The sequence below is a fragment of the Atribacterota bacterium genome, from assembly GCA_039638595.1.
Lineage (GTDB): Bacteria > Atribacterota > Atribacteria > Atribacterales > Caldatribacteriaceae > Profundicultor > Profundicultor thermophilus.
On the sequence record JBDIWM010000039.1, the window covers coordinates 1 to 19,492 of the forward strand.

The 19,492-nt window shown below is 49.5% G+C and carries 20 protein-coding genes; 15 read left to right on the forward strand and 5 right to left on the reverse strand.

What is annotated here, in order from left to right; translation table 11 throughout:
- Window positions 1-284 precede the first annotated feature (284 nt).
- From ABDK92_08765 to ABDK92_08825, 13 genes are all read left to right on the forward strand, one after another.
- A complete protein-coding gene (locus ABDK92_08765) occupies window positions 285-1,331 on the forward strand; it encodes a 4Fe-4S dicluster domain-containing protein (protein ID MEN3186701.1) in 1,047 nt (348 codons plus the stop codon).
- Between the two features lie 12 nt (window positions 1,332-1,343).
- Entirely contained in the window at window positions 1,344-2,180 is an 837-nt protein-coding gene (locus tag ABDK92_08770) for an FAD/NAD(P)-binding protein (GenBank protein MEN3186702.1), read from the forward strand.
- Window positions 2,177-2,956: a cytochrome B gene (locus ABDK92_08775; GenBank protein ID MEN3186703.1), complete on the forward strand. Its 780-nt coding sequence runs from the start codon at window positions 2,177-2,179 to the stop codon at window positions 2,954-2,956. The genes ABDK92_08770 and ABDK92_08775 overlap by 4 nt, the downstream gene beginning before the upstream one ends.
- A complete protein-coding gene (locus ABDK92_08780; protein MEN3186704.1) occupies window positions 2,934-4,259 on the forward strand; it encodes a Ni/Fe hydrogenase subunit alpha in 1,326 nt (441 codons plus the stop codon). The genes ABDK92_08775 and ABDK92_08780 overlap by 23 nt, the downstream gene beginning before the upstream one ends.
- Complete coding sequence (locus ABDK92_08785) at window positions 4,249-4,731, forward strand: hydrogenase 3 maturation endopeptidase HyCI (protein MEN3186705.1); 483 nt, start codon at window positions 4,249-4,251, stop codon at window positions 4,729-4,731. Before ABDK92_08780 ends, ABDK92_08785 begins: the two co-directional genes overlap by 11 nt.
- A complete protein-coding gene (locus ABDK92_08790) occupies window positions 4,724-4,966 on the forward strand; it encodes a hydrogenase maturation nickel metallochaperone HypA (protein MEN3186706.1) in 243 nt (80 codons plus the stop codon). The genes ABDK92_08785 and ABDK92_08790 overlap by 8 nt, the downstream gene beginning before the upstream one ends.
- A gap of 5 nt (window positions 4,967-4,971) precedes the next feature.
- Complete coding sequence (locus tag ABDK92_08795) at window positions 4,972-6,279, forward strand: radical SAM protein (GenBank protein MEN3186707.1); 1,308 nt, start codon at window positions 4,972-4,974, stop codon at window positions 6,277-6,279.
- A 440-nt stretch (window positions 6,280-6,719) separates the two neighbouring features.
- Window positions 6,720-6,926 (forward strand): hypothetical protein, encoded by a 207-nt coding sequence (locus tag ABDK92_08800; GenBank protein MEN3186708.1) that lies wholly within the window; start codon window positions 6,720-6,722, stop codon window positions 6,924-6,926.
- A 100-nt stretch (window positions 6,927-7,026) separates the two neighbouring features.
- A complete protein-coding gene (locus ABDK92_08805) occupies window positions 7,027-9,180 on the forward strand; it encodes a methyl-accepting chemotaxis protein (GenBank protein ID MEN3186709.1) in 2,154 nt (717 codons plus the stop codon).
- A gap of 106 nt (window positions 9,181-9,286) precedes the next feature.
- Window positions 9,287-10,051 carry an AAA family ATPase gene (locus ABDK92_08810; GenBank protein MEN3186710.1) on the forward strand — a complete coding sequence of 255 codons (765 nt, stop codon included), beginning with the start codon at window positions 9,287-9,289 and terminating at the stop codon, window positions 10,049-10,051.
- Window positions 10,044-10,865 (forward strand): ParB/RepB/Spo0J family partition protein, encoded by an 822-nt coding sequence (locus tag ABDK92_08815; GenBank protein MEN3186711.1) that lies wholly within the window; start codon window positions 10,044-10,046, stop codon window positions 10,863-10,865. Before ABDK92_08810 ends, ABDK92_08815 begins: the two co-directional genes overlap by 8 nt.
- 15 nt (window positions 10,866-10,880) lie before the next feature.
- Window positions 10,881-11,939 (forward strand): peptidoglycan DD-metalloendopeptidase family protein, encoded by a 1,059-nt coding sequence (locus ABDK92_08820; protein MEN3186712.1) that lies wholly within the window; start codon window positions 10,881-10,883, stop codon window positions 11,937-11,939.
- Between the two features lie 59 nt (window positions 11,940-11,998).
- Entirely contained in the window at window positions 11,999-12,502 is a 504-nt protein-coding gene (locus tag ABDK92_08825; protein ID MEN3186713.1) for a hypothetical protein, read from the forward strand.
- On the opposite strand, the gene ABDK92_08830 is transcribed toward ABDK92_08825, so the two are convergent.
- From ABDK92_08830 to ABDK92_08845, 4 genes are all read right to left on the reverse strand, one after another.
- A complete protein-coding gene (locus tag ABDK92_08830; GenBank protein ID MEN3186714.1) occupies window positions 12,503-13,186 on the reverse strand; it encodes an HAD family hydrolase in 684 nt (227 codons plus the stop codon).
- 48 nt (window positions 13,187-13,234) lie between these two features.
- Window positions 13,235-13,795, reverse strand: a complete 561-nt coding sequence (locus tag ABDK92_08835) for a DUF5698 domain-containing protein (GenBank protein MEN3186715.1) — start codon at window positions 13,793-13,795, stop codon at window positions 13,235-13,237.
- Window positions 13,796-13,862: 67 nt separating this feature from the next.
- On the reverse strand, window positions 13,863-15,677 hold the full coding sequence (gene glmS, locus ABDK92_08840; GenBank protein MEN3186716.1) for a glutamine--fructose-6-phosphate transaminase (isomerizing): 1,815 nt from the start codon (window positions 15,675-15,677) through the stop codon (window positions 13,863-13,865).
- Between the two features lie 86 nt (window positions 15,678-15,763).
- Entirely contained in the window at window positions 15,764-16,141 is a 378-nt protein-coding gene (locus ABDK92_08845; protein MEN3186717.1) for a response regulator transcription factor, read from the reverse strand.
- 126 nt (window positions 16,142-16,267) lie between these two features.
- Here ABDK92_08845 and ABDK92_08850 point away from each other — a divergent pair, with 126 nt between their 5' ends.
- Window positions 16,268-17,044, forward strand: a complete 777-nt coding sequence (locus ABDK92_08850) for an alanyl-tRNA editing protein (GenBank protein MEN3186718.1) — start codon at window positions 16,268-16,270, stop codon at window positions 17,042-17,044.
- A 38-nt stretch (window positions 17,045-17,082) separates the two neighbouring features.
- Window positions 17,083-17,391, forward strand: coding sequence for a hypothetical protein (locus tag ABDK92_08855; protein MEN3186719.1), 309 nt, complete (start codon window positions 17,083-17,085; stop codon window positions 17,389-17,391).
- Window positions 17,392-17,418: 27 nt separating this feature from the next.
- Here ABDK92_08855 and ABDK92_08860 read toward each other — a convergent pair.
- On the reverse strand, window positions 17,419-19,492 hold a 2,074-nt coding region (locus ABDK92_08860), incomplete at its 5' end, for a methyl-accepting chemotaxis protein (protein ID MEN3186720.1).

The following is a 19,492-nucleotide window of genomic DNA, read 5'->3' on the forward strand; positions in this document are numbered from 1 at the left end:
CTATGTGGGATATAAACAAGATTGGAGTGGAGTAGATAGTTCCGTTGGAAACGGTTTGATCTGAACTATGTGGGATATAAACCTTGATGCGTTTGGCTTGAACTGTTGAAGGCGTAAACATACTTTCTTTTTCGCGAGTTTTGAGGGAGTAGTGAGCTTATTCTGGAGAATTCGAGCCGGTAGGATGAAAAATATTTATAAAAAATTTAAAACTGGAATTAAAAACGGTCTAGTTAAGTTAATTCAATTAGTGAAGTAAAGTGAAACCGGAAGAGGGGGTATATGTGGAATACGCCGTTCTCCCAAAAAGTTTTTTTGAGTCTTTTGTGGATGTGTTAAAAAGCCATGGTACAGTTGTGGCTCCTGTGGCAAAAGGTGAGCGTCATTTTGTTTTTGAGGAAGTTCAAAATGCAGGAGATATTGCCATTCACTATATTCCCACCATTCTTCCTCCAAAAAAATACTTTATGCCCCAGTACGAAACCCTTGCAGAGTACGATGTGCGGGAAGGACAAAAGCTTCAACCTGTGGCTGAAGTCGAGCGCCTGGTTCTTTTTGGGGTGCATACCTGTGACCTTGCTGGGATACAGTGTCTTGATGTGGTGTTTAGTGATCGTCCCAAGGACCCTAACTATCTGATTCGCAAGGAGTATATTACGATTATCGGAATTGAGTGTAACGAGTACTGTGACCAGTACGCGTCGTGTGGACTTATGGGAACTTTTCTTCCTCAGGGGGGATACGACCTCTTTTTCACCGATCTGGGAGAGTACTTTTTTGTCCATGTCGGAACTCAAAAAGGGGAAGAAATCGTGGACGGTGTTGCACTTTTTCAGCATCCTGAGTCAAACCATCTTCAGGACCTCAAGATGCTGCGGATGAAGAAAGACAAGATATTTCACCCGGAGGTTTCCATTGACCGTTTCCTCTTACCCCGGATGTTCCAGGAAGGATTTGAGGCGAACGTTTGGAACGATGTTGGGAATCGCTGCCTTTCCTGTGCCAATTGTACTAACGTGTGTCCAACCTGCTATTGCTTCGATGTGAAGGACGTGATGAATTTGGATTTAACGACGGGGAAAAGGGTTCGGGTTTGGGACTCCTGCCAAAACGAGCCGTTTGCCAAAGTGGCCAGCGGAGAGAGTTTCCGAGCAGAGCGTTCTGACCGGAAACGGCATCGATTTAATCGCAAGTTTTCCTATCCGGTGAAGCGTTATAACCGTTTCTTCTGTACGGGATGCGGTCGCTGCAGTCGAGTTTGTATGGCCAAGATTGACCTAAAAGAGACCATTACCCAGCTTGCCCAGGAAACCGGGTATCTTCGAGTTTGATGGAGGTCGACCATGGAAAAGATTCCCGTTAGCCATACGGCATACGATGTCCGGGAAGCTCGAATCCTTCGGGTTAAAAGTCTAACCGAGAAGGAACGGCTTTTTGAGCTTGCTCTGATGAAAGGGGAAATACTGGATTTTGAGCCAGGGCAGTTTGTGGAAGTTTCCCTTTTGGGTGTGGGGGAGGCGCCGATATCGCTTTCTTCTTCGCCCACCCAGCGAAAGAGTTTTGAGCTCTGTGTGCGGGCGGTGGGACGTCTGACGAACGAGCTCCATCGCCTTGAACCAGGAGATATTGTGGGGATTCGTGGTCCTTTTGGGGTTGGTTTTCCGATTACTAAACTCATCGGTCATGATCTTCTGCTTGTTGCCGGTGGTATTGGGCTGGCACCATTGCGTTCGCTCATCAATTACGTCCTTGATAACCGGCGTGACTTTGGTAAAGTCCACGTGATTTTTGGATGTAAGGATCCCCAGAACCTCTTATTTCAAGATGAAATTGAGGAATGGCAGCGTCGGATGGATGTGGGTTTCCAGTGTACGGTTGACCGTGCTGACCCCGATTGGAAGGGAAATGTGGGTCTGGTGACTTCCCTCATTCCTGGGGTGGATATCAACCCTGAAGAAACCTTTGCCGTCCTAGTTGGCCCCCCTGTGATGTACCGATTTGTGGTTGCAGAGCTACTGAAAAAAAACATTCCAGAGGACCAGATTGTCCTCTCCCTTGAACGGCATATGAAGTGTGGTCTTGGGAAATGTGGTCACTGTCAGATCCACGATATTTACTGTTGTCAAGATGGCCCGGTTTTCTTTTATGAACGAATTAAAAGTCTCAAGGGGGCGATATGATGAAGGCACCAAAGGTTGCCTTTTTTGATTTCAGCTGTTGTGAAGGCTGTCAGCTGCAGGTGGCGAATCTCGGTGAACCACTCCTTGAGGTTTTGGACGCTATTGACCTGGTTGAGTTTCGAGAGACGATGAGTGAACGATGGGACGGGGTTTATGACCTTGCCATCGTGGAAGGAAGTATCACCACGCCGCACGATGTGGAACGGTTGAAGAAGATTCGCCAGCGTTCCAAAATGCTGATGGCTTATGGGTCATGTGCTACCATTGGTGGCGTGAACGGGATGAAGAACGCCTTTGATCTGGAAGAAATCAAACATTACGTGTACGGTGAAGGCGCCAAGTTTTTTGAAACAATTCCCACCAAACCAGTACACGAAGTTGTTCCAGTCGACTACTTTGTCCATGGATGCCCTGTGTACCCAAAAGAGTTTCTCGAGGTTCTCAAATGTGCTCTTGCAGGCATCCCTTATCAAGTGCCCGATGTGGCTGTGTGTGTGGAGTGCAAATTCAATGAGAATGTCTGTTTCTATGAACGAGGAATAACCTGTCTTGGTCCCATTACCCGAGCGGGATGTAATTCCTGGTGTGTTAACAACGGCAATATCTGCTATGGATGCCGGGGAATGGTATCCAATCCCAACGAAAAGGGATTTCTCGAGGTTCTCAAACAGTACGGCGTGAGCCTTGAGTTTCTAGTGCGGAGGATGGATATGTATAACGCTTGTCGGATGCTGAAAGGTGCAGGAGGAGTCTATGAAAAAGAACGTGCGCATTGACGTGGAGTATTTGACCCGGGTTGAAGGTCATGGAAACATCGTGATCGATGTGCGTGATGGGACGCTGCGGGAGTCTCGCCTAGAAATCATCGAATCCCCACGATTTTTTGAAGGGATGCTCCGTGGAAGGTCTATTTTCGAAGCTCAGCATATCACTTCCCGCATCTGCGGTATTTGTGCGTGTGCTCATTCTCTTTCTTCCATTCAGGCTGCCGAAGAGGCCATAGGGTTTACTCCGAGTGAACAGACGGTTGCTCTGCGTAAACTCCTTCTGGACTTAGAAATCCTTGATAGTCATGTCTTGCACATTTACTTTCTCGCTGCTCCAGATCTTCTTGGGGTGAAGAGTTTTGTTCCCCTCGTTGATTCTCATAACACCGTGGTCAGGAGAGCGCTGCGAATGAAGAAAACCTGTAACGATTTCTGTGATATTCTCGTTGGACGGCACGTACACCCCATAAGCTCTGTGGTAGGTGGGTTCACCAAACTCCCTCGCCCGCAGGACCTGGAAACCATGCATAAACTTTTGGAAGGGATGGTTCCAGACCTTGAAGCGACAGTGGAGCTGGTGAGCTCTTTGCGTTTTCCAGACTTTGAACGGGAGACGGAATACGTGGCTCTGGTTTCCGATGACGATGAATATCCGCTCCTTATGGGGGATATCGGGTCAACGGATGGCGTGCGTTTGCCCAAAACGGAGTACCAGAAAATCACCAATGAGTTCGTGGTTCCCCACTCTACGGCCAAGCATACTCGTTTGAGTCGTGATTCCTACATGGTCGGAGCGTTAGCTCGTTTGAATCTCAACTATGCCAAGCTTCATCCTAAGGCTAAAGAGGTGGGAGATTTGTTCGGGATGAACCGCAAAGTGACGAATCCGTACTTAAACACGGTTGCCCAGCTTGTGGAGTGTTTTCACTGTCTCTACCATGCGCAAGATATTGTAGAGGGTTTCTTACGGTCGGGAATCAATTACGAAGAGGAAGTCGTGGTGGGGCTCAACGAGAAAAAGCGGATTCCAGTTCGAGCTGGAAGTGGTGTGGGGGCGGTTGAAGCACCTCGAGGAACCCTGTACCACCACTACGAGGTTGATGACCATGGTCGCATCGTGAATGCCAATTGTGTCATCCCCACCGGGCAGAATCTTCGGAATATCGAATACGACATGAGGAAGCTTGTTCCTGAGATTCTTGACCGAAGTGACGAGGAGATTCAGCTTTCCCTTGAGATGTTGGTGCGAGCGTATGACCCTTGCATTTCCTGTTCGACCCATTTCCTCAATGTCTCTTTTGTTGGACGATAGGGTTAAGGAAGTTCTTCGACCGACCAGGGGACAGAAAACGGTATTGGTGGCAGTGGGAAACTCTCTGCGGCGCGACGATGGGGTGGGAGTTTACATCGGGGAACGTGTAAAAAAGTATGATTCGCCCTTCTATTCTGTGGTCTTAGCCGGTTTTACTCCGGAGCGGGTGTTTGACGAGATTCTCCAGGAAAACCCGGCTAAGGTTATATTCATCGATGCAGCATCTTTTGGAGGAAGACCGGGAGAGGTTCGGGTTCTTAAGGAAGGAGAAGTTGTGGCCACCACCCTGAGCACTCATACCTTTCCGCTTCCGGTTATAGCGCGTATCGTGGCGGAAGAAACCGGGTGTCCGGTTTTCTTCGTGGGGATTCAACCCCAGGATGTCTCTTTTGGTGAGGGACTCACCGAGGCGGTGTATGAAGCCGCGCAGGCTATCCTGAATTACTTTGAGGAGGTTATACAAAGTGCATGAGCTTCGCCTGGTTCGGGAACTCTTAGAGGACCTCCTGCAGCGGGGAGAGGAGGAAGGAATGCAGCGGGTCACCAAAATAGAGCTTCGTATTGGTGGGCTTGCGGAGATTGAGCCAGAGATTGTGCGCCACTTTTTTACCGAGTTTTCCCAGGGGACGATTCTTGAGGGGGCAGAGTTGGTCATTGAGGAAAGCCCGATTCGAGAACTTCGCCTTTTGGGATTCGAAGGAGAGTAAGAAAGATGTGCTATGCCATTCCTGGTCAGGTGGTCGCACTTGATGGACGTTTGGCCACCATCGAGTACTTTGGAGAACGTAAGAAAGCGTACAACGAGATACCCTCTTTGCAGATAGGGGATTTTGTATACGCCCAGGGAGGATTTGTCATCAAGATAATTCCGCAGGAAGAAGCCCTGGATATCCTTGCCACGTGGAAAGAAACCTTTTTTGAACTCCAGGAGGTAGACCTCCGTCTGAGCCGCCTTGCTGCCAAAAAGGAAAGTGTCGCTACAAAGACGCTCCGTATTCTCGATAAAGCTCTGGAGGAGCGTCCTCTTGCACGGGAAGAGCTCCTGAGCCTTCTTTGCCTTGAAACACCTCAGGAGCGGGAATACCTGTACAAGGTAGCGAATTTCTTGCGCTGGAAAAATCTTGGAAACGGGGCCTGTGTCCATGGAGTTTTGGAGATTTCCAGTTTCTGCCACCGTAACTGTGGGTACTGCGGGCTTTCTTTGCACAACCGGGGTCTTTCCCGCTACCGCATGACGGAGGAGGAAATTCTTGCTGCGGTTCATGAGGCAGTCGAAGTATACGGGTTCCAGTCGTTGGTTCTCCAGAGCGGTGAAGACCCGGGGAGATCTCTCGATGACCTTGTCCACATCATCCACGCCATTCAGGAACGTTACTCGATGCTCATTTTTGTGAGCTTTGGAGAGATTGGGCTTGAAGCGCTTGAAAAGCTCTACGATGCTGGAGCTCGAGGGGTGCTGCTTCGTTTCGAAACCGGTAATCCTGCCCTCTACGCGAGGCTCCATCCCGGATACGCTCTTCAATCTCGTTTAGCGCACCTTGAAAAAGCCATGGAACTTGGGTACCTTGTAGCCACGGGGGGATTAATTGGGTTTCCCGGGCAGACTCCTGAGGATGTTGTTGAGGATATTCTCCTTACCAAGTCCCTTGCAGCGGAGATGTATAGTTTTGGTCCCTTTATTCCGCATCCAGCTACTCCTCTTGCTTTTTCCTCAATACCTCCGTCCTCTCTGGTCCTCAATACTCTGGCGGTGGCTCGTCTTGTGGACCCCAAAAATGCCAAGATTCTCGTCACCACGGCCTTCGAAACCCTTGACCCTCAAGCGGCTCGGCTCGGTCTTCTGGCTGGAGCCAATTCCCTGATGCTCAATGTGACTCCCCTCTCCTTTCGTTTCCGGTATACCATTTATCCCCACAGGGCTCATGAAAGAGAAACGATTGAAGAACAGATTATTGCTACCCTGAGTTTGTTGCGTTCCCTGGGACGGGCACCGACGGACCTGGGGGTTTCGATTTCTTAAAGATGTTCATGAAGCCTTTTCCACCATATCTGAAGATGGTTATGGAGCACCCGTTTCTGTCATTCTTATGTTTACGCCGTGAAATCGCCAGAATGACGAAAGAAAAGAGCGTCATTCCTGCATGAACCCTTCCCCGTCATTCCCGCATGCTGTCCCCTCCGTCATTCCCGCATGCCTTTAGCGGGAATCTAAGTCCATGGTACGCAAACACTGAGACCCCGGCTGAACTACATGCCGGGGTGACGGAGAAAAAGAACGTCATTCCCGCATGCTGTCCCCTCCGTCATTCCCGCATGCCTTTAGCGGGAATCTTGATCTCGGAAAAAACGCACTGAGAAAAAACGTTATCCTGATGCACAGCGTGCCGAGGGAATCTCACTGGAATTGTCCCAGGAAAATGAACACGTGACCTTCGTGGCGGTGCTTCAAGGGGGAATGTCGTGAAGAAAAACTGTAATCAGAAGGGTACCCATGAGTGTGGGTACGGCGATAAGTGCACGAGCAAAAATTTTGAAAATATCGATATTATACCCATTGACGAGTTCACAACAATACATAAGAGGGAGTTCCTCTTTTTGGTTTTGATGACTCTGATGTGGTGGAAAGTATTATGGGAAAGACCTGCAACGATAGAATCCGGAAAGTAGGGATAAAAGCTGTGGTATAATAGCCGGTAGTTTGTTCAAACCTCAAGTTTGTCCAAACCCCAAAAACAAAAATCATCCCCAAAGAAGGAAGTGAGGTTCGATGGCACGAAGTATCAAAGTGAAACTCCTTATCTGGTTTCTTGTTCTGGCGGTGGTGCCGCTTGTGGCGGTCACCTACTATGCCACAGTGACGTTTCAGAAGAATTTAACCCGGGAAACAGAGGGACGGGCTCTCACCATTACCAAGTCCACCGCTTCGGCGCTTGAGGCCTGGATGAGGGAAAAAATTGGGCGTCTGGAGAAAATCGCTCAACTTGAGGAGACGAAAGCCCTCAACCCGGAGGTCGTTCTTCCCCTTCTCAAAACCTTCGCCCAGACTGACCCCCAGGCCGAGATGTACTTCTTCGCCCTGGATGATGGGTTTTCCTGGACGTCGCTCGATTCCCAGGCCAATATTGCCGATCGAGCGTACTTTCAAAAGGCCAGAGAGACCTTAAAGCCCCAGGTTTCGGATATGGTGGTATCGAAAGCGACGGGTAACAAAATCGTGGTGATTGCCTATCCTGTAGTTACCGAAGGAAAGTTTCGGGGTATCGTGGGCATGACTGCAGATACCGCTACTCTGGCGACCCTGGTTTCTTCCATCAAACTGGGTCAAACCGGCTATGGGTATCTGGTGGATTCCCAGGGGTTCATCATTGCCCATCCGGATGGGAATTTGATTTTGAAACAAAAGGTTACTGAAACCAAATCTACAGAACTCAACGTCCTGGGGCAGCGTATGCTTCAGGGAGAGGAGGGTTTTGCTGAGGTGAAGGTGGAAGGGAAAAAGGAATTGGTGGCTTTTGCTCCCGTTCCCCTTTCTCGCTGGACGGTGGTTTCCACAGTCCCCAGTGAGGAAATCTATGGGCAGGTGAACGCCCTGCGAAACCTCGTTATTTTCGTCATTATAGGGGTGGCGGTGCTGGTAGCCCTCCTTTCCCTGTGGGTTTCTTCCCGGATGAGTCAGGGTATCAGCCGGGTGAAGGACGTTCTCAACGAAGTCGCTTCAGGGAATCTGGGTGTGAACCCGGAGACGCTCAAAGGGGTGGCGGAGGAGCAGGATGAAATCGGGGTACTGGCTCAATCTTCTTTGTCGATGATTGCGAACCTAAGACAATTGGTCACGAGCACCATCAACATCGCTTCGCAACTGGCCGCTTCTAGCGAAGAACTCTCCTCTTCGGTGGAGGAAGTGTCTAAAGCTACCCAGGAAATCGCCAAGACCATGGGGGAGGTGGCCGAAGGGTCCACCCGACAGAGTGAAGATTTGAGTACACTGGAAGAGAACGCGCGTAAGGTTGCTGAGGGGAGTCTCAAGGTGAAAGAGGCCACCGAACGGAATCTCGAACTTCTCTCCAAAATGGTGGAGAGTATAGGGGAAAATGAAAAAGCTTTGACGGCCATCGAAAAAGCCGTAGTCCTCACCGAGGAAGAGAGCCAAAAAGCTGAGAAAGAAGCGGAAGAAGGAAAGAACCTTTTGACGGGGCTTCTATCCCGTATTCAGAGTATCACCAAAGTCGCTTTTGCCATTCGGGAAAGCATTACTACTTTAGAAAATCGCTCCCAGGAAATCGGGAAAATCGTGGACCTCATCACCGGGATTGCTGAACAGACTAACCTCTTGGCCCTCAATGCCGCCATTGAAGCCGCCCGGGCAGGAGAAGCCGGACGAGGATTTGCGGTGGTGGCCGAAGAGGTGCGCAAACTCGCCGAGAACTCAGCTCAGGCTGCTGGTCAGATTGCCCACCTCATCGGGGAAATCCAGAAGGATACCGCAATCGCGGTGCGTAGCGCCGAGGAGACAGGAAGAGAAGTCGAAAAAGGAGCTGCAGAAAGCCAGGAAGTGGAGGCCAAATTCCGGGGTATCCTCGTGGCTGTGTCTCAGGTGCACGATGATACCGAGGCTCTGCGAGAAGGAGTAACGCAGATTAAGAAAGCGCAGGAGATCCTGAAAAGGAGCGAACAGGAAGTTGAAAGTCTCTCTCAGGATATCGTGAGTCTGGTGGAAGCAGCCCGTACCCAGATCGAGGCCATGCAGGAGCGAGCGACTTCGGTGGCGTCGGTCTCGGAAGAAAACGCTGCTTCAAGTGAAGAAGTTTCAGCTTCCACAGAGGAACAGAGTGCTTCCCTGGAAGAAATCAATTCCGCGGCCGAGTCCCTAGCCAAACTGGCCGAGGAATTGCAGAATGTTGTAAGTCAGTTCAGGATATAGGGTATCTATCACCCCTCTCTTCTAGAAGGGAGGGGTCTTTCTTTTTTCTCCAGCCCAGCGCGAATTTTTGATTGATTTTCTTTTTTATGTTAGAATAGTTTTGCCTATGGGTACGGTTGTGGCGGTCACCAATCAAAAGGGTGGTGTGGGGAAAACCACCACATGCATCAATTTAGGAGCATGCTTGGCGGAACGGGGGAAAAGGGTGCTTCTCGTGGATATTGACCCTCAGGGGAACGCCACCAGTGGTTTGGGAATCAATCGCTGGGAGCTTAAACAGTGCGTTTATGACCTTTTGATTAACGGTATCGAGGCCGGGGAGCTCATCTATAAAACTGAGGTTGAGGAACTATGGCTTCTTCCGGCGACGATTCGCCTGGCCGGTGCAGAGGTGGAACTGGTTTCCGTTCCCGGACGGGAACGGAAATTAAAGGAAGGATTAAAAGACTGGGTGGGGAGTTTTGATTTCATCCTCATTGATTGCCCTCCCTCCCTGGGATTGTTAACTCTCAACGCCCTGACTTTTGCTGGAAAGGTGCTCATTCCCATTCAGTGTGAATACTATGCGCTGGAAGGGTTAAGTCAGCTCATGGGGGCCTTCACCATGGTGCGCAACTCCCTCAACCCTTCTTTAGAGCTTTTGGGAGTGCTCCTCACCATGTTCGATTCACGGACTAACCTTTCCCAGCAGGTGGTGGAAGAGATACGAAAAGCATTCGGGGAAAAAGTATTTCAGGTAGTTATTCCCCGCAGTGTCCGTCTGAGTGAGGCGCCCAGTTACGGAAAGCCCATCATTCTTTACGATGGAAGTTCCCGGGGGGCTTTGGCCTACCGGAATCTGGCTGAGGAAGTGGTCAGGAGAAATGAATAAACGAGGATTGGGGAAAGGGTTAGAAGCGCTCATTCCGGCTGCAGGTGTTTTTGGCGGAAAGGCTGTTCAAGAAGTCGATATTGACCGGATTCACCCGAACTCGCTGCAACCCCGTTCTCAGATGAACGAAGAACGATTGGAAGAACTGGCGTACTCGATTCAGACTCACGGAATTTTACAGCCACTTTTGGTGCGCCGCTTGGGTGAAGGATTTGAAATTATTGCCGGGGAAAGACGGTGGAGAGCGGCTAAAAAGGCGGGACTCAAGACTGTGCCGGTGATTGTGGAGGAGGCGAATGAGGAAAAAAAGCTTGAGATAGCTTTGGTGGAGAACCTGCAGCGGGAAGACCTGAATCCTCTGGAGCTTGCTCGGGGGATTAAAAAGCTCATGGAAGAATTCTCGCTGACTCAGGATGAAGTGGCCCAGCGAATTGGAAAAAAGCGTTCTACCGTAGCCAATTTGCTGCGACTTCTGGATCTTCCCTCCTCTATCCAGGAACTGATTGAGAAGGAACAGATATCTTTTGGCCATGCCAAAGCCCTGCTTTCTGTAGATTCGGTTGAAGGACAGCAGATGCTTGCTGAAAAGGTGGTGCGGGAATCACTTTCGGTTCGGGAAACCGAGCGCCTGAGTCGAACTACCACTTCAGACTCAAAGCTGGTTGGGGATCCAGTGGAACAGAATGTGGAAGAACTCCTTACCCGGTATCTCGCTACCCGGGTAAGGGTGGGGAGGGGGAAAATTGTGATAGAATATTACGGGCTTGAAGATTTAAAACGGCTCTATTCCTTGATGATTCCACCGAAATGGTAACAGGGGGGGTGCAAGATGCCTTCGGGTGGAAAACATTTGACCATTTTCTGGATTAGCCCGGTAAAAGGGCAACTGAAGAAACTCCACCTTCGCTGGCAGACTCTTGTTTTGGGAATTCTTATTCTCATTATTGGCATAGGGCTTGGAATCGGTGGAGTGCTCGTCTATCAGGCGAAAACTAGAAAAGCGCTCTCTTCTACATATCGCCAGCTTCGGGAAACACAGCAAACTCTGGCAGTCCTGGAAAAACAGAAAAAGGAACAGGAGGAACGAATCAAGAACTTAACTCAGGAAACAGAGAAGGCTCTTCAGGAACTCAACGCAGTTCGGGAACTGGACAAAAAAGTTCGGGAGCTTCTTGAAAAAGATTTACAATCTCGGTTGAAAAAACTGGGTATTTCTCTGTCTCTGGCATCGACCGACTTGCATCCCTGTGTCCCTGTACGTCGTTTTCTCGAAGAGAGATGGGAAAACATGCTTCTGGGTGCAGGAGGACCGCTCTTGAGCTCTTTGGTACCGCTTCCACCAGTTGGTTCGCCCCTTACCCCGCCGTATGATCCCAATCTCCATGTGCAGATTAAAACCCTGGAAGATAACCTTTTGTGGCTTAGAACCGAAATCTTCCTGCGCAAAAAGTCTCTGGAAGAAGTCATCGATTTGGTCCACAAGAAGGATAGACTCTTTGATACCATTCCCATGCGCTGGCCCACCTGGGGTAAGATCTCCTCCCGGTATGGCTGGCGGAAGGACCCCTTTACCGGTCAAAGAGCCTGGCATACCGGAATCGATATTGCTGGACCATCGGGTCGGAACGTTGTGGCCACGGCGGAAGGGAAAGTGGTCTTTGCTGGATGGAACGGAAATTATGGAAAGTGCGTGATTATCCGGCACCAGTTTGGGTATGAAACGGTATATGGTCATCTCTCTCGAATCCTGGTCAGTCCTGGGGATGCGGTGAAGAAAAACGAGGTCATCGGCAAGATGGGAAGTACTGGGCGGAGCACTGGGCCACACCTCCATTACGAAGTGCGTCGTTATGGAAACGTGATCAATCCCTGGCCACACCTCCCGTAAATGGGAACTTCAGAACCACCGGAACGGTACAAAATAGAAAAAAGAGGGAGGAATATGGTATGAAGAAAGTTTGGGTAATCGGTTCAGTTCTTATTTTTATTCTTCTTTTTACTTCTTTTGTTTTTGCCGGGGTGGAGAAAGCGACAGTAAAAAGTATTGACTTTGAGAAAGATGGTGAGGAGACACTGATACGAATCACCGTAGAACTCTCTTCTGATGGAAGCGGTGAAGCGTATCTTGAGGCCATTGCCAACTACGATGGGAAAAAGTATACCACGATCCCCTTACTGATGTCCTGTAGTACCCCTCAACAGACGTTCTCTTTTCTCCTCCGTAGGGGTGATTTTCGTCGTATCGACCTGGTCGAGGGTACCGCACAGGAGCTCCCTGAATTTGTGGAAGAAAAGAGTGTTGTAGTGTACATCTATGGAAAGAAAATCACCTCCTTTGAGGAATTACAAACGGAAGATGTCAAAGGAGAAATTTCTAGAAGAGGTTATGCTCTGCGCGAGATCCTCGCCAAGGGAACCAGAGCTCTTGCCTGGGGGAAGAAAGGGAAGTGATCAGGAAACAGTGTGGAGACCGAGTCCGCGGGTCTCCGCCAGGTTTGCTCTCTTCACCAGTTGTACAAGGTCAAGAGGAGTTTTCAACACATAATCGGGGTTGAGGTTCAGCACTTCCTGTGGTGCTATTGCTCCCCACTGGGCAAAAGCAAAGGGGACCAAGGCATTTTTAGCGGCCTTGATGTCATAGATGCTTTCTCCCACAAAAAGGACCCTTTCTTTGGCCGCGTCAAGTCTTTCCAGAGCCAGAAGGAGTGCATCAGGTGCAGGTTTGGGATGGACCACATCGTCAGCGCAGACGGTGACAGCAAAGAGGTGGTTGATTCCAAAATGGTCAAATTCATAAGTCATCTCTTCTTTGATTTTGGATGTGACCAGAGCTAAGGGAATTTTCATTCTGGTTAGTGTTTGGAGTGTTTCGATTATTCCCGGGAAAAGCCGGGCTTCGGGCATCAATTCCCGGATTCGCTCTTGCCAGTGATTCTGGAACCGCATCCGCTCCTCTTTGGGGATCTCGAGGCGGGCCATGGTCTCAGGACTGGGAATTCCCAATGTGAAATAAAAGAAAGAGAGAGGTTTTTCCTGGTTCAGAAACTCAAGATAGGTTTTCTGCAGTGCTTTCAAGAAAACTGGATTGGTATCAGTAATGGTTCCGTCAATGTCGAAAATAACGGCCTGGATCATGGTCTCTCCTTTTTTCTTGTGTTTCAGCTTCCCATTATACCAGGCCTGTCAAGAATATTTCCGTTTTTCCTGGGGGGATGAAGGAGCAGGAAAGACGCCAGCCTGGGCATTGCGCACGTCCTCGACTGAAAAAAATGCCCCGGGGCAAATCGTGTTGATGATGGTGATGACGCTGCGCAGGTCTTTGCGACGCACAATGGTGAAGATGAGCTTCACCGGACCGCGGCTACCCAGACCATCGAACATAGTGACTCCACAGTGCGCTACCTGAAGCGCTTGAAAGAGCTTTTCTCCTTCTCGTTGCAAAATCACCCGCACAATGACGTGGCCTACAGCAAACCACTCCTCAATGTAAATACCCAGGAAATTGCCCAGAGCGAAACCAGCGGCATACCCCAGGAACGCAAGCGGGGTGTGGGAACGGGTCACAAGTCGACTCACCACTACGATCCAGAGAAGCACTTCAGCAAACCCCAGAAACGGGGCGATGTTTCGTTTCCCCCGGGAGGTGAGAATGATGCGCATGGTGCCCAGGCTTACATCGGCTACCCGGGAAGCGAAGATGACCAAAGGTAGGAACACCAAGTTGTACCAGTCGAAACCGCTCAATTGTATCTTCCCCCTTTTTGCCTGTACAAGGTAAAAGACTGTACTTTGAGATACCCTACGAAATGAATTACTCCACCGTTACACTTTTGGCCAGGTTCCTTGGCTGGTCGATATCACATCCCCGATTGAGCGCCATATAGTAGGCAAAGAGTTGGAGGGGAATGATGGCAAGAAGCGGACTCAACAATTCGGATGTTTGGGGAATGGGGATAAAAACGTCTCCTTTTTCTTTCGCTTCGGTATCATTTTCACTTGCCACAACGACAATTTTTCCCTGTCTAGCTCGAATTTCTTCCATGTTTCCAAGCATTTTGGTCCTTCTCTCCCCTTCTCCGATGAGCACTACACTCACCAAATCCGGTCCTACCAAAGCAATAGGGCCGTGTTTCATTTCCCCAGCGCTCAACCCTTCAGCATAGGCGTAAGAGATTTCTTTGAGTTTGAGCGCTCCTTCTAGGGCTAGAGGATAGAAAAGCCCCCTTCCCAGGTAGAAGAAATGCTGATAGCGGTAATACTGGCGAGCGATTTCATGAATGGAGTGTTCTTCTTTCAGCATCTGATTCATTTTTCGGGGAAGGGATAGAAGTTCTTTGAAAAGCCGTTCTTTCGTTTCGAAAGGAAGGACTCCTCGCTTTTCCCCTAAAAACAGTGAAAGGAGCAAGAGCACGGTCACCTGTCCGAGAAATGCTTTGGTGGAAGCCACACTGATTTCAAGACCTGCCCGAGTATATAGGACCCAGTCAGAAATACGGGTGAGGGAGCTTCCCAAGACATTACATATCGAGAGGACCGGTGCTCTCTGTTCTCGGGCCAACTCCACTGCCCGGAGGGTATCGGCTGTTTCACCGGACTGGGAGATGGCTATCGTCAGCGTGTCTTCAAGAAGCGGTTCGCGGTAACGGAATTCTGAAGCGTACTCTACCGTTACCGGTAATTTGGCCAGGGTTTCAAGGTATATTTTACCCATCATACCAGCATGACAGGCAGTCCCACAGGCGACGATCGTGATCCTGCGCACACTCGAACATGGCAAATTTTCGAGCTCTTCCAGAATCGCTTCCTGTTGCTGGAAGTCAATTCTTCCGGCCAGGGTATCTTCAAAAACCCGTGGTTCTTCATGAATTTCTTTCAACATAAAATGTTTGAAACCACCCTTTTCGGCACTCACTGGATCCCAGGGGATGGTGACGAGTGTTTTATTCTTTACTCTTCCTTCGAAATCGAAAACCGTAAAACCACTTCGCTCAATCCGGACAATTTCTTCGTCGTCCAGGAATACCGCTGAACGGGTGTATTCCAGAAAAGCGGGGATATCCGAACTCAGGAAATATTCCCCCTCACCTACCCCAAGAATGAGAGGGCTGGATTTTCGTGCTCCGTAGAGAACCCCATCTTCTTCAGCAAAGAGGATACACAGAGCAAAAGAACCTTCAAGAAGCGAAATTGCTTTTAAGAGGCGCTCTTTCGGTGAACCTTCCCCTTCCAGAAGATGGGCAATCACTTCGGTATCGGTGTCAGAAGAAAAGGCGTGTCCTCTCTGAAGGAGTATCTCTTTCAAAGCTTTGTAATTCTCAATGATACCGTTGTGGACTAAAGCAATGGTTCTTTTGCAGTCACAGTGTGGATGGGCGTTGTGGTCGGAGGGAATGCCGTGAGTGGCCCACCGGGTATGACCGATACCAAAAAAGGTCGAACAATCTTTCCCTTCCAGTTCCTGTTCCAGTTCTTTTATTTTTCCTTTTTTGCGAAAGATTTGCAAGGTTCCCTTTTCCACGACGGCAATCCCCGCTGAGTCATAACCCCGGTACTCCAGTCTCTTTAAACCTTGCACCAGAAGGGGAATGGCATTTCGTTGACCAACGTATCCGATAATTCCACACATAGTGTCCTCCTCCGAAAACGGTGTTTTCTCTTTGAGCTTACTACAAAGAGGGACACTATGACAAGGATGGTATGTGGGTTGGTGCGTTAAAAAGAGAGCGTGGCTAAACGCAGGGTCTGATAGAGTTCGTCCAGGTCTTTTCCCTTGACCAGGTACGCAAAGGCTCCTAAACGCAGAGCGTATTCCCGGTACTCTTCGTACATGCTCAGCATAACTACAGGAAGTGGCAGGCTCTTGCGGATTTTTTCTAAAAGGAGAAGTCCATCGGAATCACCCAGACGGACATCCAGAACCACCACATCGGGTTTGGTGCGTTTCAGCTTGGAAATGATTCCCTTCCCCTGCAAACTCTTCCCCACCACCTCGAGGTCTCCCTGTCGCTCCAGAAGAAACTGCAAGCTATCGAGGAGGAACGGATTGTCATCCACCAGAAATACTCTGACTGTTTTTTCTTGAGTTAACATTTCGGACACCAGGATTCTCCTTCCTTGGGAAATAGTATAAGCATAGTCCTTTATTTTGACTATAGGACGATTTTCCTAATTTTTTCCTTGACGGATTCCTAATTTTCTTCTACTGTAGAGGAAGGTATGACGGAAAAGATTTTTTACCTGGCTCCAGAGCAGATGTCATTGGAAACCCTCGTGTCAAAGGTGAAAAAAAGAGAGGGAAGGGTTGCTCTTTCCTTTCCCCAGACTATTTTTTTCCCCGAAGGAGGAGGACAGCCTGCTGACCGGGGCATGATTCGGGGAGAACGCTGGTGGATGGAAGTGGAAGATGTGAGCGAAGAAGGCGGAGAAATTTGGCACTGGGGAAAGATGCAGGGGCGGGAACCAGAAGAGGGCGAAAAGGTATTCATGCGTGTCGATGAGGAATGGCGTCGTATGATGTGTGAACAGCATACCGCCCAACACCTGTTCTCGGCTATCTTGGAACGGGATTATGCGCTCTCCACCACTGGTTTTTCCATTTTGCCTGATCGGATTAAAATTGAAATTCCTTGCCGGGATGATTTATCCCCTACCGTGCTTCAAGAAGCTGAAACCAAAGTGCGGGCATTCATCCGTAAACGCCTTCCGGTTTCCATATACTGGGAAAATTCATCCATGCGCATTGTGGAGATTCCGGGACTGGATCGGAATCCCTGTGGAGGATTACACGTCAGTGATACAGGATACATTGGCTCCTTCGCCATTTTGCGGTTTTACCGTAAAAACAGAGATTTCTGGCGCATTGAGTTTTTGGCGGGAGGAAAACTGGAAAGAGCTTTTCGCCAAATGATGGAAACGGTGGACACCCTCCACACCATGCTGGGAAATAACCTTGTGGAGGGGACATTGACCCTTCTTGAAAAAAAGGATGCTTAGAGGAAGAGGTACGAAAATTACGGCAGGAACTGAACGAAGTGCGGGCTTTGCTTCTTGAAAATCAGGCTGAGGCAAGAGAAACAGGGAAATTCATTGTTCGATGCCTTTCCTACGATTTTGAGGACATACGAGCGATTGCGAAGAAGCTTCAAGAAAAGGATATTTCCTGTCTTCTCTGGAACGAAAGGGGGCAGCTTGTTTCTCATGCCCTTTCACCTTCCTGGGGGGAAAGAATGGGAGCGCTTCTTGCCGAATGTGGCTTTCGGGGAACCCGGACCCCACATTTTGCCCAGGGGAAAGTTGAAAACGTATCCCAATTGTTCGAGTTTGTGAAAGGGATGGAATAGGAAAGCCCGGACATGTCCGGGCTTTCCTTAGATTTTAAACTGCCTTAAATCTTCCTCCAAATTATGGGCCATTTTCACGATTTCTCCCACTGTTTCGTGGACTTCCTGCAGGGCGGCATTTTCTTCTTCTGAGGATGCAGCCACTTCCTCGGCGGAAGCGGCATTCTCTTCCGAAATGGAAGCGACGTTGCTGAGTTTCTCAAAGACCTCTTCGCTCATTTCCACCACCTTCTGGGTACGACCCTGGTTGGTCTGAGCAATCTGGTTGACTTCCTGAATGAGGGCTTCAATGCTCCGAGCTGCTTCTTCCACCACCCCGAAGGAAGAGATGATTTTTTCCGTTTCCTCCACTACCACTTCGTTGGCCTTGTAGATGTCGCTGAAGGCTTGCCTCGCTCGGTGCACTGCTTTCTGGCCTCCTTCTACCTTACTCTGGCTTTCCGCCATAGATTGCACGGCCTTTTCCGCTTCCTTCTGGATTTCGGTGATAAGGTCAGCGATTCGTTGTGCCGCTTGAGCCGAATTTTCAGCCAGTTTCCGTACTTCTTCTGCCACCACGGCGAATCCTCTTCCCGCTTCTCCCGCTCGGGCGGCTTCGATGGCGGCGTTGAGCGAAAGGAGGTTGGTCTGTTCGGCAATGCTTCCAATGAGGTCGGTGATGCTCCCGATTTCCTGGGAGCTCTTCCCCAGGTTCTTTACCACTTCACCCACTCCTACTACTGACTCTTGAATCTTCTCCATGGCCTGTACCACTTCCTGCAGCGTCTTCTGCCCCTCTTCGCTGGCGGAAAAGGCGGAAGAAGCCGCATTCTTCACTTCGGTGATGTTCCCGGCGGTGAGGTTGATGTTTTCCACGACTCGTCCTGCTTCCTGGAGGGTGAGGCTTACCCGTTCGGCTTCTTTTTCCAGTTCCTGAGCCATGCCCTTCATTTCGGTGAGAAGCGCTTCCATGCGCTGTGAGACTTCAGTGAGATTCTGGCTCTGTTCTTCTGATCCCCGAGCGACCTGAGAAATGGTCTGAGCAATCTGTTCTCCAGTAGAAGAAATCTCCTGGGAAGTCTTCTCTAAACGACTCATCCCCCGTATAATGGCTTCAGCTGATTGAGCCACTTCTTTGAGGAAATTCTGCAGAGATTGGGAGGCTTTGTCCAGGGACAAAAGTAGTTTCCCCATTTCGTCTTTCCGTTCCCCTTTCATTCGCTGAGTGAGGTCTCCGCTCTCTAAGGTTTGAGCAAAGGCCATGGCCTGATTGATGGGATGGACGATGCTCCGAGAGAGCACTACGCCCAGGATGATGGCGATGGCAATCACGAGAATGACCACTCCGTAGAGTATACGGGTGAGATTCTGGCTTAAGGTGGTCACTTTGTCCATGGAAGATTCAAAGATAGAGAGGACTTCCTGATTCATGGTTTCCATAGCCTGGCTCAAGCTTTCCCGGGCCTTTCCCATGGCTTCCATAGTCTGGGTGTTCTGGCTCGTGATTCTCGCCAGGTATTCGGTTTTTTGCACTACTCCCTTCCAGAATGACTGGAAGGGTTTGAAACGGTCGTTGATGATGGTTTGGGCGGTAACGGCATGGTAGGTTTTAAGAAAATCACCTTCCAGAAATTTTTGGAGCGCGCTCAAATTACTTTCCACATTTTTTTGCGCCGTGGTGCGCTTTTCTCCAGTGAGGAGCAGGTAATTCTTTCGGGCTTGATTAATGGTATTCAGTTTTTCCGCCCAGCGATCTAACCGTAAACTTTCTAAAAAAGAACGGAGTGAATTCATGCTGCGGTACATTTCCATAAATTTGGTGTCTCTGTCCTGAGGGGATGAAGCGGGAATGGTGCGAAAGTCCTGCCACTTTTGTTGTAGCTCTTTTACTTTTGGGAAAATGGTGTTTTTCAGGTCTTCAGAGATGACGGTGGAATTTTTGATGTCGTTCTCGAAACTACCAAAGTAAGAGTCAATCATAGCGATTAATCGGCCCTCTGGGTCACTGGTAGCGGTATACCGGAACATGAAAAGGAAAATTTCATTGATTGGATTGGTGAACTTTTTCACCGATTCATCCACCAGATTGATAAAATTAGCCATAATCTGAGCCGGTTCATCC

What these genes read in the sequence shown, in the direction of transcription:
- ABDK92_08770 (MEN3186702.1), top strand. Translation starts at nt 1,344, where the DNA reads ATGGAAAAGATTCCCGTTAGCCATACGGCATACGATGTCCGGGAAGCT.
- ABDK92_08775 (MEN3186703.1), top strand. Translation starts at nt 2,177, where the DNA reads ATGATGAAGGCACCAAAGGTTGCCTTTTTTGATTTCAGCTGTTGTGAA.
- ABDK92_08780 (MEN3186704.1), top strand. Translation starts at nt 2,934, where the DNA reads ATGAAAAAGAACGTGCGCATTGACGTGGAGTATTTGACCCGGGTTGAA.
- ABDK92_08795 (MEN3186707.1), top strand. Translation starts at nt 4,972, where the DNA reads ATGTGCTATGCCATTCCTGGTCAGGTGGTCGCACTTGATGGACGTTTG.
- ABDK92_08805 (MEN3186709.1), top strand. Translation starts at nt 7,027, where the DNA reads ATGGCACGAAGTATCAAAGTGAAACTCCTTATCTGGTTTCTTGTTCTG.
- ABDK92_08810 (MEN3186710.1), top strand. Translation starts at nt 9,287, where the DNA reads ATGGGTACGGTTGTGGCGGTCACCAATCAAAAGGGTGGTGTGGGGAAA.
- ABDK92_08815 (MEN3186711.1), top strand. Translation starts at nt 10,044, where the DNA reads ATGAATAAACGAGGATTGGGGAAAGGGTTAGAAGCGCTCATTCCGGCT.
- ABDK92_08820 (MEN3186712.1), top strand. Translation starts at nt 10,881, where the DNA reads ATGCCTTCGGGTGGAAAACATTTGACCATTTTCTGGATTAGCCCGGTA.
- ABDK92_08825 (MEN3186713.1), top strand. Translation starts at nt 11,999, where the DNA reads ATGAAGAAAGTTTGGGTAATCGGTTCAGTTCTTATTTTTATTCTTCTT.
- ABDK92_08830 (MEN3186714.1), bottom strand. Translation starts at nt 13,186, where the DNA reads ATGATCCAGGCCGTTATTTTCGACATTGACGGAACCATTACTGATACC.
- glmS (MEN3186716.1), bottom strand. Translation starts at nt 15,677, where the DNA reads ATGTGTGGAATTATCGGATACGTTGGTCAACGAAATGCCATTCCCCTT.
- ABDK92_08845 (MEN3186717.1), bottom strand. Translation starts at nt 16,141, where the DNA reads ATGTTAACTCAAGAAAAAACAGTCAGAGTATTTCTGGTGGATGACAAT.
- ABDK92_08850 (MEN3186718.1), top strand. Translation starts at nt 16,268, where the DNA reads ATGACGGAAAAGATTTTTTACCTGGCTCCAGAGCAGATGTCATTGGAA.